Genomic DNA, 13,181 nt, shown 5'->3' with positions numbered 1-13,181 from the left:
TGGATCGCGGGGGTCGCGGCTTGGGCGGAGGAGATGCCGAACGCGGCACCGCCCAGGACGAGGGCGCCGGTGGTGGCGAGGGTGATGGAGGTCTTGAGGCTCTTGCGCATCGTGATCAGTCCTTTGCTCTGGAGGCGCTCCGGCCGGTGGCCGAACGTGCACTGTGCACGCGCTGAGTACCGGCCAACTGCGACCGGAGAGCGCCCTGGGCTTTTGCCCTGTGCAAGTCATTCGGCGCCGCTGCCCGAACGGTTTGGACGAGTTTCCTGAGGTGCAGCAACCCGGTGTTTCGTACCGTGTACCCATGGCTCCAGCACACATCTCCACCACCGACCGGCTCCGGGCGGTCGACGCCTGGTGGCGCGCCGCCAACTACCTGACGGTCGGGCAGATCTACCTGCTGGACAACCCGCTGCTCAGCCGGCCGATCGAACCCGACGACGTCAAGCCGCGGCTGCTCGGCCACTGGGGCACCTCCCCCGCGCTGAACCTCGTGTACGCGCACTGCAACGCGCTGATCACGGAGACCGGTCGCGAGTTCCTGTACATCTGCGGGCCGGGACACGGCGGCCCGGCGATGAACGCGAACGCCTGGCTGGACGGCACCTGGAACGAGCTGTACCAGGACGTCGACCTGCAGCGGTTCTTCCGACAGTTCTCGTTCCCCGGCGGCATCCCCTCGCACGCCGCCCCGGAGACCCCCGGGTCCATCAACGAGGGCGGCGAGCTCGGCTACTCGCTCTCCCACGCGTACGGTGCGGCGCTCGACAACCCCGACCTCGTCGTCGCGTGCGTGGTCGGCGACGGTGAGGCCGAGACCGGTCCGCTCGCCGGGTCGTGGCAGGCGCACACGTTCCTCGACCCGGTCTCCGACGGAGCAGTGCTGCCGATCCTCAACCTCAACGGCTGGAAGATCGCGAACCCGACGGTCCTGGCACGCATCCCCGACGAGGACCTCACCGCGTACTTCCGCGGGCTCGGGTACGACCCGATCGTGGTCGACTCCCGCCGCGTCGACGACGACCCGTACGCGGTCCACGCCCTGTTCGACGGCGCCCTGCGACGCGCCCTCGCCGGCATCGACGACATCCAGGCCGCCGCACGTGCCCAGGCCGCTCGTGCCGCCGCCGGCCAGCCCGCCGGCGCCGCGGCCCTGCGTCCGCGGTGGCCGATGATCGTGCTGCGCACCCCGAAGGGCTGGACCGGCCCGAAGGTGGTCGACGGTGAACAGGTCGAGGGGACCTTCCGTGCACACCAGGTGCCACTGCCGGCCGTGCGCGAGGACGACGGTCACCGCGCCCAGCTCGAGGAGTGGATGCGCTCGTACCGCCCGGAGGAGCTCTTCGACCAGGACGGCCACCCGGTCGGCATCATGACGTCGATCCGCCCGACCGGCGACGAGCGGATGAGCGCCACCCCGCACGGCAACGGCGGCCGGCTGCGGACCGCGCTCGACCGCCCACCCCTCGAGCCGTACGCGGTCGAGGCCGGCACCGAAGCGTCCGCCACGGGCACGCTCGGCCCCTGGCTCGCCGCCCTGATCGAGAAGAACGCCTCGACCTTCCGGCTGTTCGGTCCGGACGAGACCATCTCGAACAAGCTCGACGCCGTGTTCGACGTCACCACCCGCGTCTGGCGTGCCCAGCGTGCGCCGGGCGACGAGCACCTCTCCCCCCGCGGCAGGGTCACCGAGGTCCTGTCCGAGCACCTGCTCGAGGGCATGCTCGAGGGGTACGTGCTGTCCGGTCGGCACGGGATGCTCAACACCTACGAGGCGTTCGCCCACATCATCGACTCGATGGTCGGGCAGTACGCCAAGTGGTTGGAGTCCTCGACCGACATCGACTGGCGGGCACCGGTGTCGAACCTGTCGCTCCTGCTGTCGTCGCACGTCTGGCGGCAGGACCACAACGGCTTCTCCCACCAGGACCCCGGGTTCCTGGACGTCGTCGCGTCGAAGCAGCAGGACCTCGTGCGGATCAAGCTGCCGGCCGACGCCAACACCCTGCTCGCCGTCGCCGCCCATGCCATGGAGACCACGGACCGCATCGAGGTGATCGTCGCGGGCAAGCACCCGGAGCCGGTCTTCCTGTCCCTCGAGGACGCCGTCGCGCACGCCGACGCAGGACTCGGGGTCTGGGACTTCGCCGGCACCGAGCAGGCCGTCGGCAGGGTCGACGTCGTCCTCGCGTGCGCCGGTGACGTCCCCACCGTCGAGGCGGTCGCCGCCACGGACATCATCCGGAAGCACGCACCCGGGGTCGGTGTCCGCGTCCTCAACGTCGTCGACCTGCTGGCGCTCGGCGACCCGCGCAAGCACGAGCACCCGATCCCGGACGAGCAGTACGACGCGCTCTTCCTGCCCGGCACGCCCACGGTCTTCGCGTTCCACGGGTACCCGACGCTCGTGCACCAGCTGACGTACCGCCGGAACGGGCACGACGACCTGCACGTGCACGGGTTCCTCGAGCAGGGCACGACGACCTCGCCGTTCGACATGCTCATGCGCAACGAGATGGACCGCTTCGCCCTGGCCCACGACGCCCTGACACGGGTGGACGCCGAGGCGCACGCCGACCTGCTCACGAAGCTGTCCGAGGCGCGTGACGCTGCACGGACGTTCGCGTACACGAAGGGCGAGGACCACCCGTCGCTCGCGGGCTGGGAGTTCGCGGGCTGGCCGCAGGACGAACCCGCCAGCGGTGGGACCGGCGGCGACCCGGGTGCGGGCGAGACCGAGGCGTCCGCGCCCGGCAACTGACGCACTCCTCCACAGGCCTGGAGGCCCGGAGCACCCTCCACAGGACCGGTCACGCCCGCCGCGTGACCGGTTCCGTGCTGTCAGGGTTCCGGCATGGACATCGGCTGGATCAGTGCGCTCGTGTCGGTCACGAGCGCGTCCGTCGCGCTGGGGGCGCTCGTCGCCTCGGTGCTCGACGGGCGCGCAGGACGGCGAAATGCAGAGTTCTCGGTGCACCGCGACCTGTGGTGGCAGCGTTGGTCGTGGGTCGCCGACCGGGCCACCTCGGACGACGAAGGAACGCGCGCGGCCGCCGGTGTGATGGCAGCTGCGCTGGTGAGCCGCAGTTGGACGACCGCGGACGACCGCTGGGTCGGCCGGGCGCTCGACGACCTGACCGCAGCGACGATCGAAGGAGCGAACGATGATCTCGAAGCTGAGTGACAAGGACTTCAAGCGCTGGCTCGACGGACGTGAACTGACGACGCCCGCACTGCTGGCAGACCCGCACTACGGGCCCATGATGCGGGCGAAGGGCGCCGAGGAAGAGCTCCGTCAGGCGCGGATCGAATGGCGCGAACGGCAGGAGCGCGCACGAGCGCGGAAGCTCAAGGACGAGGCGTCCTTCGGTGAGGGCTGAACCGACGCCATGCGAGCCTGCCACGCTGGGACCGTGACCGAACTCGTCATCCCGGCCCCGAGCCTCCCGACCGTGCCCACGACGACGGGCGCGCGGTTCCCCGTCCGCCGTGTGTTCTGCGTCGGCCGGAACTACGCGGCGCACGCCCGCGAGATGGGCCACGACCCGGACCGCGAGCCGCCGTTCTTCTTCACCAAGCCGGCCGACGCCGTCGTGGTCGACGACGCCGACACCCCGTACCCGCCCCTGACCCAGCAACTGGAGCACGAGGTCGAGCTCGTCGTCGCGATCGGCACCGGCGGCGCGGACATCGCCGTCGCCGGTGCCCTCGCCCACGTGTGGGGCTACGCCGTCGGCATCGACCTGACCCGCCGTGACCTGCAGGCCGAGGCGAAGCGACTCGGGCGCCCGTGGGACACCGCGAAGGGCTTCGATGCCTCGGCACCGATCGGCGCGATCACCCCGGCGGACGCGGTCGATCCGACCAGCGGCGCGATCGAGCTGACGGTGGACGGGGAACTCCGGCAGGCGGGCGACCTGGCCGACCAGATCTGGTCGGTCGCCGAGACGATCGCGGCGGTCTCGCGGTCGGTGTCGCTCGCGCCCGGCGACCTGCTGATGACCGGCACCCCCGACGGCGTCGGCGTGCTCGAACGCGGCTCGGTGCTCATCGGCACGATCGCCGGTGTCGGCGAGGTCCGGACCCGGATCGTCTGAGCCACGTGTCGCCGATGTGTCGACGGGCTGGGAGCCTTCGCAGGCAGCACGGGTAATCCTTGGGCATCGTCGCGGGTGGGGCCCGCGGCGGACACGGGGCGGCGCATCGCGACGGGGCGACGCGGACACCCCGGGACTGCCGGAGGTACGACCGTGCTGGAACACGACCTGCTCGCCACGTCCTGGACGTGGGCGGGCGACGAGAGCGTCCGCGACCGCGTGCACGCGGTGGGGTCCGCCGGGTTCGCCGGCCTGTCACTGTCCCTCGACGACCTGCACGAGGTCCGTGCCACGACGGGCTTCGCCGAACTCCGCCGCATGCTCGACGGGGCCGGCATCGTCTGGGTCCAGCTCGGACCGCTCGACCGGTGGTGGACCTGCGCGAGCCGCACCCAGGACGAAGACGCCGATCGCGGGGTGGTGCTCGAGGCCGCCGCGACCCTGAGCGCCTGGCAGGTGGTGGTCCGTGCCGACACTTCGTTGCCCGGAGCCTCCCCTGCGACGATGGCCGACGACTGGGTCGCGCTCGCCGACCAGGCCGAGGCCGTCGGGGCGCAGATCGTGCTCGAGCCGGAGCCGTGGTCCAACCTGCCCACGATCGAACGGGCCGCACGCTTCGTCGCCGCTGCCGGGCACCCGAACGGCGGGCTGCTCCTCGACGCCATGCACGCGCTCCGCGGCGGTTCGACCCTCGCGTCGATCCGGCAGGGCGTCGCACCGGGGGTCCTCGCAGCCGTCGAGCTGAGCGACGGACTGCTGCACACCCCGAGCGGGATGACCCTGGCCGAGGAGTCCCGGACCGCGCGGTACCTGCCCGGTGCCGGGGCGTGGGACCTGCCCGGCCTCGTCCGGACGGTGCGTGAACTCGGGTTCGACGAGCCGTGGGGCGTCGAGGTCCGGACCCCGGCGCACCGTGCGATGCCCGTCCGTGACGCGCTCCGCACCGCCGTCGCCGCCACCCGTGCGGTGCTCGACGCCGCTGACGCCTTCGGTGCCCCGGCTGCCCCGGCGATGCCCTCGACGCCCGCACCGACGTCCGCCGTCGACTTCGAGCCGCCGCAGACCGGCCGCCACGACCCGACGAACGGTGCGCGACGTCGGGACGCCGACACAGGGACGCCCGCGTAGGTTGCTGGGCATGACCGATCAGGCAGCACACGACGACGACCTGCTCCGCCGTTCTCAGGAGTCCATCGACGAGGCCAAGGCCGCCGCGGCCGAGGTCGTGGAGCCGGACGAGGACGCGCTCATCGACGAGGACGCCCCCGTGGCCGACCACGCGGAGCCCGCCGACGGACCCGCCCCCGCGGCGTGACCCGGTACTGACCCGGTACTGACCCGAAAAGCACTCCCCACATCGGCGGAATCGCCGGGCGACCATCCAGGTCGCCCGGCGATTCGTTCGTCTTCGCGTGTGACGATCCCCTCACTCGGTGCGTCCCACCAGTGGACCCACCGGTTGCGCTGCTGCGCGCCCGGTGCGGGGCCGTGCGGCCGGTCTCCCTGAACCGGCTGGCCGCGTGCCCCGGCGGCGGTCCGTGCGCTCCCTGATCCAGCGTGCGGGCCGTCGGGTCCGCCGACCCGTTCCGCCACCACGGAGCCGCCGGGCCGCCGCGCGGGTCAGGCCACCGTGCTCGTCAGTCGTCGTCCTCGTCGGCGAGGAAGTCCGCGTACCGGACCTCGGTCTCCGTGGTGCTGCTGCGCGGTTCGACGATCCGCTGCGACAGGTCGTCCCCGGTGATCGCGACGCGTTCTGCGGCCGTGAACGGCGGCAGGTACTTGCTCGAGTTCATCCCCTGAGCCCCCTTCGTCTCGGCGAACGTAACAGTCCGTGGCCGGACCCCGGCGTCGTTGCCGGAATCGTCCCCCGCCCGAGCGTCGCACGGGGGACGGAATTTCGCCAGGGGCGGACCCATGCGGATGCATGCGCCGGCCGCGGCCGGCCAGCGCGTCAGGACTCCCGCACGACGTCGTCCGGGTCCTTGTCGACCCGCCATCCCCGCCACGACGGTTGCCGGAGCCGCCCGTCACCCGTCCACTCGGCGAACTCGACCTCGCCGACGCGCTCCGGCGTGACCCAGTGGGCGTCCCGCGCGTCGGGCCGTGGGACGTCGACGAACGGTGAGGTCTTCCGTGCCAGTGGTGCGAGGACATCGCCGATCTCGTCGAGGTCGCGGTCGCGGAACCCGGTGCCGACCTTGCCGATGTACTCCAGTCCGTCCGGGCCGGGTACCCCGAGCAACAGCGATCCGATCCCGCCGGCACGCCGACCGCTGCCCGGCTTCCAGCCGCCGACGACGACTTCCTGGGTGGCGTGGTGCTTGCGCTTCAGCCAGGCTTCGGACCGACGGCCCTCGGCGTACTTCGACGACCGCTTCTTCGCGACGACGCCCTCGAGGCCCTGCTCGCGCGAGGCGGCCAGCACCGCGTCGAGTTCACCCTGCACCGCCGGCGGCACGTCGATCGCACCACCCGGTTGCACGACGGTCTCGAGCGCCTGGCGCCGGGCGTCGTACCCGAGCCGAGTCAGCTCGTGCCCGTCCGCCTCGAGCACGTCGAAGAGCAGGAACCGGACCGGGGTGGTCTCCTGCGCGCTCCGGACCTCACGCGCCTTCGTCAGCCCCATCCGGTTCTGGAGCAGCTGGAACGACGGTCGGCCGCGGTCGTCGACGGCCACGATCTCACCGTCGAAGACCCCGTCCACCCCGGCCCGCTCCCCCAGTTCCTGCAGTTCCGGGTACTGCGCCGTCAGGTCGTTGTCGTTGCGGCTGCGCACGGTGACCGATCCGTCGCGGACGGTCGCGAGCGCCCGCACCCCGTCCCACTTCATCTCGAACGCCCAGTCCGCCGGGTCCAGCCGGGTCTCGCCCTTGTCCAGGGTCGCCTGCATCGTCCGGCGCTCCGACGGCGGGGTCTCGGCGTCCGCCGCCCGGGTGATCCGTCGCCGCCCGTCGGACCCGCCGGGTGCGGTGCGCGCCACCGCCGGCCCGGCACCGCTGCCGCCGTCCGCCAGCCGTTCGGGTTGTTCCTTCGTGCGGTGGATGAGCCAGTTCTTCTCGTCGCCCCCGCCCCGGCCGCGGGTGTGCAGCAGCGCGAGGCGGCGAGCGCCGCCGGTCCGACCGTGCAGGGTGACGATGACCTCCTGCCCCTCGCGCCACTTCTCGAGCTCGTAGGTGCCGTCGTCCCAGATCGTGACCGTGCCGCCGCCGTACTCGTCCTTCGGGATCGTGCCCTCGAACGAGCCGTACTCGAGCGGGTGGTCCTCGGTCTGCACGGCCAGGTGGTTCTTGCCGGGGTCGGTCGGTTCACCCTTCGGCAGTGCCCAGCTCACCAGCACGCCGTCGTGCTCGAGCCGGAAGTCGTAGTGGTCACGGGTGGCGTGGTGCTCCTGGACGACGAAGGTCGGTGTGCCGTCCTTCCGCACCGTCGGGGCACCTTCCGGCACGGGTTCCGGCGTCTTCGAGGCGTCCCGCTTGGCCCGGTAGGCGGCGAGCCGGTCGCGGGCGGGCTGCTCGGCGTCGTTCGCCCGCTCGGTGCGGTCGCTGTCCCAGTGACCGTGGTCGTCGCGCCCGACGGCCAGCGAGGCGGAGGCGACCGGGTGCAGGAAGTCCCCACGGGCCTCCAGGCGTTCGAGGACCTCGTCCAACGTGAGCTGCGCGAGCCCGCGTTCCTCGAGTTCCTTCCAGGTGCGTGGTGCCGCGACCGTCGGCCGTTCGCGGCCGCGCAGCGAGTACGGGGCGATGGTCGTCTTGTTGCCGTTGTTCTGCGACCAGTCGACGAAGACCTTGCCCGTCCGCTCGGCACGGCTCATCGACGACAGCACCAGGTCCGGCAGGTCCGTCTCGAGGGCCTTGGCCAGCTCGTGGGCGACGTCCGAGACCTGCGCAGTCGTCGCCTTGCCGTCGAGGGCCGCGTACAGGTGGATGCCCTTGGAGCCGGACGTCACCGGGTACGGGTCGAGTCCCATGCCGTGCAGGATCTCGCGCGCGGCCACGGCGACCTCGACGCACTCGGGCAGCCCGACGCCGTCACCGGGGTCCAGGTCGAGCACGAGCCGGTCCGGGTGCTGCTGCGCACCGCGGGGACCGAACCGCCACTGCGGGACGTGCAGTTCGAGCGCGGCCTGCTGCGCCATCCACACCAGGGTCGGCAGGTCGTCGACGATCGGGTACTCGTTGTCGTGCTCCGAGTGGTGGATGGTGTGGTGCCGCACCCAGTCGGGGGCCGAGTCGGGCAGGTTCTTCTCGAAGAAGACCTTGCCGTCGACGCCGTTGGCCCAGCGCTTCCGGGTCACGGGGCGGTCCTTGACGTGCGGGATCATCCACGGCGCGACCCGCTCGTAGTACTCGATCACCCGACCCTTCGTGGTGCCGGTCTCGGGGTAGAGCACCTTGTCGGTGTTCGTGAGCGCGAGCCGACGGTCGCCGACCAGGACGACGGTCTTGCGCGAGGCGGGACTCACAGCGCCGCCCCGGTCGCTCCCGCCACCGTCAGGGTCGTGCCGGACGTGTACGACGACTCGGGCCCGGCCAGGTAGACGTAGGCGCTGCCGAGCTCGACGGGTTGGGCGGGACGGCCGAACGGGGTGTCCTGGCCGTACGCCGCGATCTCGTCGCCCGGGTAGCTGATCGGCTGCAGGGGCGTCCACACCGGGCCGGGCACCACCGTGTTCGCCCGGATGCCCTTCGGCGCGAGCTGTCGCGCGAGCCCGTTCGTGTACGTGATGATCGCGGCCTTCGTCGCGGCGTAGTCGATCATGCGGTCCTGCGGCTGGTACGCCGACACCGAGCTGGTCGTGACGATCGAGCTGCCCGGCGCCATGTGCGGGACGGCAGCACGGACGAGCCAGAACAGCGAGTACAGGTTGACCTTCATCGTGCGGTCGAAGTCCTCGGTGCTCTGCTCGGTGACGTCCTGGTGCACCTGCTGGTGGCCGGCGACCAGCACGAGCGCGTCCAGGCCACCGAGCTCGCTGACGGCGTCCTGCACCAGGACGTCGCAGAAGGCCTCGTCCGTCAGGTCGCCCGGCAGCAGCACGGCCTTGCGCCCGAGGTCACCGATGACGTCGCGGACCTGTTCGAGGTCCTCGCGTTCTTCCGGCAGGGCGTTCAGGGCGACGTCGGCGCCCTCCTTCGCCATCGCGATCGCCGCAGCCCGGCCGATGCCGGAGTCCGCGCCCGTGACGAGCACCCGGTACCCGCGCATCCGCCCGGTGCCGAGGTAGCTCGTCTCCCCGTGGTCGGGGGCGGGGTCCATCGCACTCGCCAGCCCGGACCCCTGCTGGGTCTGCGCGGGGAACGGCGGACGGGGGAACTGGTCGCGCGGGTCCTGCTTGTCGAGCTGGCTCATGGGCCCATCGTGCTCGCGCCGGCCTCGCGGCGGTCCAGCGAACCGGACATCCGTGGAACGATCCCCCGGACGGCGGACCTGTGGAGGAACCGTCGGCTCCGGGCACGCACGCGTGCGGGCGGGCATCATGTGCGCATGAGGTCGATCTGGAAGGGCTCCATCGCGTTCGGGCTCGTCAACGTGCCCATCAAGGTCTACGCGGCCACCGAGACGCACGACGTGTCCCTGCACCAGGTCCACGACGACGACAAGGGCCGCATCCGGTACAAGCGGGTGTGCGAGTTCGGCCACGAGGTCGAGTACGCCGACATCCAGCGCGCCTACGACGACGGTGACAAGACCGTGGTGCTCACCGCGGACGACTTCAAGCAGCTCCCCGAGGAGCAGTCGCACGAGGTCGAGGTGCTCGAGTTCGTGCCCGTCGAGCAGGTCGACCCGATGATGTTCGAGAAGACCTACTACCTGGAGCCCGACTCGCGCTCGCCGAAGGCGTACGTGCTGCTGCGGGAGACCCTGGCGAAGACCGACCGCCTGGCGATCGTGCAGTTCACCCTGCGGCAGAAGACCCGGCTCGGGGTGCTCCGGGTGCACGACGAGGTCATCCTGCTGCAGGGGCTGCTCTGGGGCGACGAGGTCCGCGCCGCCGACTTCAAGACCCTCGACACGACGGTGAAGGTCAGCGCCAACGAGCTGAAGATGTCGTCCTCGCTCGTCGAGAGCATGTCCACCGACTTCGACCCCGACCGCTACACCGACTCCTACCAGGAGGAACTGCAGCAGCTGATCGACGCCAAGCTCGAGGCGGGCGACGACATCGACACCGAGAAGACCTTCGGCGAGCAGCAGGACGACGAGGACGACGACGAGGGCGGTGACGTGCTCGACCTGATGGCCGCCCTGCGTGCGTCCGTCGACAAGAAGCGGACAGGAGGCGCGGGGTCGCGTTCGTCGTCGGCCGCACGGTCGTCGTCCGGTTCCGGCTCGGGCACGTCCGGCTCCGGCAGGAAGGCACCGGCGAAGAAGGCACCGGCGAAGAAGGCTGCCGAGAGCACGACGGAGAAGGCCCCCGCGAAGTCGGCGCCGAAGAAGACACCGGCGAAGAAGGCCCCGGCCAAGAAGCCCGCCGCCAAGAAGCAGGCGAGCTGACCACTCCCGGGTCAGGCCGCGGTCGACCCGCCGCCCGCCAGGCGCTCGAGCGTGGTGAACACCTCGGCGTACTGCTGGCGGAGCGCTGCCCACCCGGCGCCGGTGTCGATCGACTCCGGGTCCTCGACGGGCACCGCGTACCCGTACTGCGCCCGCGGGACCGGGTCACCCGGCAACCGGAGCTCCTGGGTGAACGCGCCGCTCGCCGCCTCGAAGGTCAGGGTGTGCGATGCGATGTTCCGGCCCCAGTCCGCGGACGGCCACGACATGAACGCGACGTGCCGCATCCCCTCGGCGGGGTCCGTCGCCGAGACGTAGCAACCGTGGTGGTCCTCCCCCGGGGACAGGATCGTGTACGTGCCGTTGTCCCGGTAGACGAGCAGGGCCTCGGCGAAGGGCTTCGGTGCGTACATCGCGGTGTAGCGCAGGGCGTGCACGAACTGCGGCCGGCCCAGCGGGACCGTCACGAGCGCGCTGCGGGCCGGCCCCTCGTTGGCTGGTGGCTCGCCCGGGGTCGACGCCGCTGCACCTGCCGGCAGGTGGGCGACGTAGAGCAGCTCGGCGTCCTCCGTGCCGGTGCTGCGGCCGTCGTGCACGATGCGCGGCTCCTCGACCAGGGCCTGCCCCGGCCCGACGACCCGAGTGGCCTCTTCGGTGACGTGCGTCAGCGCACCGCGCACCACGAGACCCGTCTGGCGTGCGTCGTGCTGGTGCCAGCCGGTCGACGCACCCACCGGGAGCGTCAGCCGCCGCACCTCGTACGTGCCGCCGTCGGGCCCGTCGACGGTGGCGACGAGGGTGGTGGTGGGCTCGGGGTGGGGCATCGGGGTCCTCTCGGTGGTGCGTTCGCCAGATGATCGTCTTGCACCCACCTGGGACGGTGGTCGAAGGACGACGCGGATCCGTTCAGCCGGCGCGCGAGGCACGTGTCACGAGCCGGAAACACGGGTCCGCGACACTGGGCACATGACTCCAGAAGAGCCTGGGGCCTTGTCGTCGCCACCCGCGACCGATGGCCCACCCGTCACCGTCTCCGTCACCCGCCTGGTCGAACCCGACCGCATCCCCGAGGCCACCCGCTGGGTGCAGTCCGGGGTGAACCTGGCGAACCGCTACCCGGGCTTCCTCGGCTCCGGGTGGGTGCGTTCCCGGGCGCAGTCGCGCGAGTGGCACATGCTCTACCGGTTCGCCGACCACGACTCCCTGGCGACGTGGGAGAACTCCGACGACCGGCTGCGGTGGCTCGACCTGGGCCGTGACCTGGTGGTGGAGTCCCGCGTCGAGAAGCGCACCGGCATCGAGGGGTGGTTCGACGTCCCGCAGGACGCTCCGGCCTCGAGCGCTCCCCCGCGGTGGAAGCAGTCCGTGAGCATCTGGCTCGGCTTCTTCCCGGTGAACCTCGCCTTCACGTACCTGATGGCCTGGCTCGTCCCCGCGTTCGCGCACGTCGCGATCCTGCCCCGGGTGCTCATCACGACCGTCGTGCTCACGCCGATCATGACGTTCTGGGTGCTGCCGTTCGTGACGAAGCTGATCCGTCCGTGGCTGCTCGCACCGCCGAAGCAACCGCAACAGCAACGGCAGCAGCCGGTCCGGCAGCCGCGCGGCTAGATCGACGGGTCGCTACGGGGTCCCGAGCACCGACAGCTGATCGAGCCGCTCGAGGATGACGCCCTCGCGCAGTGCCCACGGGCAGATCTCGAGGGCCGGCAGGTCGAAGATGTCCAGGCACGCCTCGGCGACGAGCGCGCCGGGCACCACCTGGTGTGCGCGGCTCGGTGAGACACCGGGCAGCGCCGCGAGCTCGTCGACCGACATCGTCAGCAGCTCCGGCAGGCGCTGCCGCAGCACCGCGCCGTCGAGCGCACGGGGCACGAGTGGTCCGGCGGCGGACGGCGCGGCCCCGCAGACGCGGGCGATCGACCGGAACGTCTTCGACGTCGCCACGGCCCGGTCCGGACGCCCCGAGCGGAGCAACCGTCCGGCGTCACGGGCGATCTCCACGCGGATCTCGTGCCGGATGCGGCGGACGTCGTCCTCGGTCGGGGTGCCGGCCGAGAAGTAGGAGCGCGCCAGCCGGGCGGCACCGATCGGCATCGACCACGCGACGTCCGGTGCCTCGTCGGCACCGCCGGCGATCTCGAGCGAGCCCCCGCCGATGTCGAAGACCGCCAGGCGACCGGCGGACCAGCCGAACCAGCGGCGCACGGCCAGGAACGTCAGCCGGGCCTCGTCCGAGCCGGACAGGACGGCCAGCTCGACCCCGGTGGAGGCCTCGACGTGGGCGAGCACGGCCTCGGAGTTGCCGGCGTCGCGCACCGCCGAGGTGGCGAACGCGAGCATGTCCTCGCAGCCGCGCTCCTCGGCGACGCGGACCGCGTCGGCGACGAAGGTGGTCAGGGCGTCGATCCCCTGCTGGGTCACCGCGCCCGAGTCGTCGAGGTGCTCGGCCAGCCGCAGCGGCTGCTTGAACGAGGACGCCGGCAGCGGCGCAGCGCCGCCATGGGCGTCCACGACGAGCAGGTGGCCGGTGTTGGACCCGATGTCGAGGACTCCCACGCGCATGGACCCAACGCTAGTGGGCCGCGC

Annotated in this window: 13 protein-coding genes; 8 read left to right on the top strand and 5 right to left on the bottom strand. The window is 71.7% G+C overall.

Annotation, left to right across the window (positions count from 1 at the left end):
- The first annotated feature begins 304 nt into the window (after positions 1–304).
- The 6 genes from BIU95_RS12240 to BIU95_RS18740 all read left to right on the top strand — a co-directional run bounded on the left by BIU95_RS12240 (position 305) and on the right by BIU95_RS18740 (position 5,412).
- Positions 305–2,761 (top strand): phosphoketolase, encoded by a 2,457-nt coding sequence (locus BIU95_RS12240; RefSeq protein WP_071251784.1) that lies wholly within the window; start codon positions 305–307, stop codon positions 2,759–2,761.
- A 93-nt stretch (positions 2,762–2,854) separates the two neighbouring features.
- Positions 2,855–3,184: a hypothetical protein gene (locus BIU95_RS12235; RefSeq protein WP_017887492.1), complete on the top strand. Its 330-nt coding sequence runs from the start codon at positions 2,855–2,857 to the stop codon at positions 3,182–3,184.
- The gene (locus BIU95_RS12230) at positions 3,165–3,380 is read left to right on the top strand and encodes a hypothetical protein (RefSeq protein WP_017887493.1); all 216 of its coding nucleotides are present in this window, start codon (positions 3,165–3,167) and stop codon (positions 3,378–3,380) included. Before BIU95_RS12235 ends, BIU95_RS12230 begins: the two co-directional genes overlap by 20 nt.
- Positions 3,381–3,413: 33 nt before the next feature.
- The gene (locus BIU95_RS12225) at positions 3,414–4,097 is read left to right on the top strand and encodes a fumarylacetoacetate hydrolase family protein (protein ID WP_017887494.1); all 684 of its coding nucleotides are present in this window, start codon (positions 3,414–3,416) and stop codon (positions 4,095–4,097) included.
- A 153-nt stretch (positions 4,098–4,250) separates the two neighbouring features.
- The gene (locus BIU95_RS12220; RefSeq protein WP_017887495.1) at positions 4,251–5,225 is read left to right on the top strand and encodes a sugar phosphate isomerase/epimerase; all 975 of its coding nucleotides are present in this window, start codon (positions 4,251–4,253) and stop codon (positions 5,223–5,225) included.
- A gap of 10 nt (positions 5,226–5,235) precedes the next feature.
- Complete coding sequence (locus BIU95_RS18740) at positions 5,236–5,412, top strand: hypothetical protein (RefSeq protein ID WP_017887496.1); 177 nt, start codon at positions 5,236–5,238, stop codon at positions 5,410–5,412.
- 322 nt (positions 5,413–5,734) lie between these two features.
- Here BIU95_RS18740 and BIU95_RS18735 read toward each other — a convergent pair whose 3' ends face one another.
- The 3 genes from BIU95_RS18735 to BIU95_RS12205 all read right to left on the bottom strand — a co-directional run bounded on the left by BIU95_RS18735 (position 5,735) and on the right by BIU95_RS12205 (position 9,446).
- Positions 5,735–5,890: a hypothetical protein gene (locus BIU95_RS18735; RefSeq protein ID WP_017887497.1), complete on the bottom strand. Its 156-nt coding sequence runs from the start codon at positions 5,888–5,890 to the stop codon at positions 5,735–5,737.
- A 158-nt stretch (positions 5,891–6,048) separates the two neighbouring features.
- Positions 6,049–8,559, bottom strand: a complete 2,511-nt coding sequence (locus BIU95_RS12210; protein WP_071251783.1) for an ATP-dependent DNA ligase — start codon at positions 8,557–8,559, stop codon at positions 6,049–6,051.
- The gene (locus BIU95_RS12205; protein ID WP_071251782.1) at positions 8,556–9,446 is read right to left on the bottom strand and encodes an SDR family oxidoreductase; all 891 of its coding nucleotides are present in this window, start codon (positions 9,444–9,446) and stop codon (positions 8,556–8,558) included. The genes BIU95_RS12210 and BIU95_RS12205 overlap by 4 nt, the downstream gene beginning before the upstream one ends.
- Positions 9,447–9,581: 135 nt before the next feature.
- On the opposite strand from BIU95_RS12205, the gene BIU95_RS12200 reads away from it, so the two are divergent.
- Positions 9,582–10,592 carry a Ku protein gene (locus BIU95_RS12200; protein WP_071251781.1) on the top strand — a complete coding sequence of 337 codons (1,011 nt, stop codon included), beginning with the start codon at positions 9,582–9,584 and terminating at the stop codon, positions 10,590–10,592.
- 11 nt (positions 10,593–10,603) lie between these two features.
- On the opposite strand, the gene BIU95_RS17775 is transcribed toward BIU95_RS12200, so the two are convergent.
- Positions 10,604–11,416 (bottom strand): cupin domain-containing protein, encoded by an 813-nt coding sequence (locus BIU95_RS17775; RefSeq protein WP_083389358.1) that lies wholly within the window; start codon positions 11,414–11,416, stop codon positions 10,604–10,606.
- Positions 11,417–11,582: 166 nt separating this feature from the next.
- On the opposite strand from BIU95_RS17775, the gene BIU95_RS12190 reads away from it, so the two are divergent.
- A complete protein-coding gene (locus BIU95_RS12190; RefSeq protein WP_228499466.1) occupies positions 11,583–12,203 on the top strand; it encodes an antibiotic biosynthesis monooxygenase in 621 nt (206 codons plus the stop codon).
- A 12-nt stretch (positions 12,204–12,215) separates the two neighbouring features.
- Here the strand turns inward: BIU95_RS12190 and BIU95_RS12185 are convergent, their stop codons facing one another.
- Complete coding sequence (locus tag BIU95_RS12185; protein ID WP_056073155.1) at positions 12,216–13,157, bottom strand: Ppx/GppA phosphatase family protein; 942 nt, start codon at positions 13,155–13,157, stop codon at positions 12,216–12,218.
- Between the last annotated feature and the right edge of the window lie 24 nt (positions 13,158–13,181).

Source organism: Curtobacterium sp. MCBA15_007 (genome assembly GCF_001864905.1).
In the GTDB taxonomy this organism is placed as follows: domain Bacteria; phylum Actinomycetota; class Actinomycetes; order Actinomycetales; family Microbacteriaceae; genus Curtobacterium; species Curtobacterium poinsettiae.
Note: the sequence above shows the minus strand (reverse complement) of the source record. Positions and strands in the feature narration are given on the sequence as shown.

Excerpts from the sequence above, each read along its gene's own strand:
- BIU95_RS12240 (WP_071251784.1), top strand. The coding sequence starts at position 305 with ATGGCTCCAGCACACATCTCCACCACCGACCGGCTCCGGGCGGTCGAC.
- BIU95_RS12235 (WP_017887492.1), top strand. The coding sequence starts at position 2,855 with ATGGACATCGGCTGGATCAGTGCGCTCGTGTCGGTCACGAGCGCGTCC.
- BIU95_RS12230 (WP_017887493.1), top strand. The coding sequence starts at position 3,165 with ATGATCTCGAAGCTGAGTGACAAGGACTTCAAGCGCTGGCTCGACGGA.
- BIU95_RS18740 (WP_017887496.1), top strand. The coding sequence starts at position 5,236 with ATGACCGATCAGGCAGCACACGACGACGACCTGCTCCGCCGTTCTCAG.
- BIU95_RS18735 (WP_017887497.1), bottom strand. The coding sequence starts at position 5,890 with ATGAACTCGAGCAAGTACCTGCCGCCGTTCACGGCCGCAGAACGCGTC.
- BIU95_RS12205 (WP_071251782.1), bottom strand. The coding sequence starts at position 9,446 with ATGAGCCAGCTCGACAAGCAGGACCCGCGCGACCAGTTCCCCCGTCCG.
- BIU95_RS12200 (WP_071251781.1), top strand. The coding sequence starts at position 9,582 with ATGAGGTCGATCTGGAAGGGCTCCATCGCGTTCGGGCTCGTCAACGTG.
- BIU95_RS17775 (WP_083389358.1), bottom strand. The coding sequence starts at position 11,416 with ATGCCCCACCCCGAGCCCACCACCACCCTCGTCGCCACCGTCGACGGG.
- BIU95_RS12185 (WP_056073155.1), bottom strand. The coding sequence starts at position 13,157 with ATGCGCGTGGGAGTCCTCGACATCGGGTCCAACACCGGCCACCTGCTC.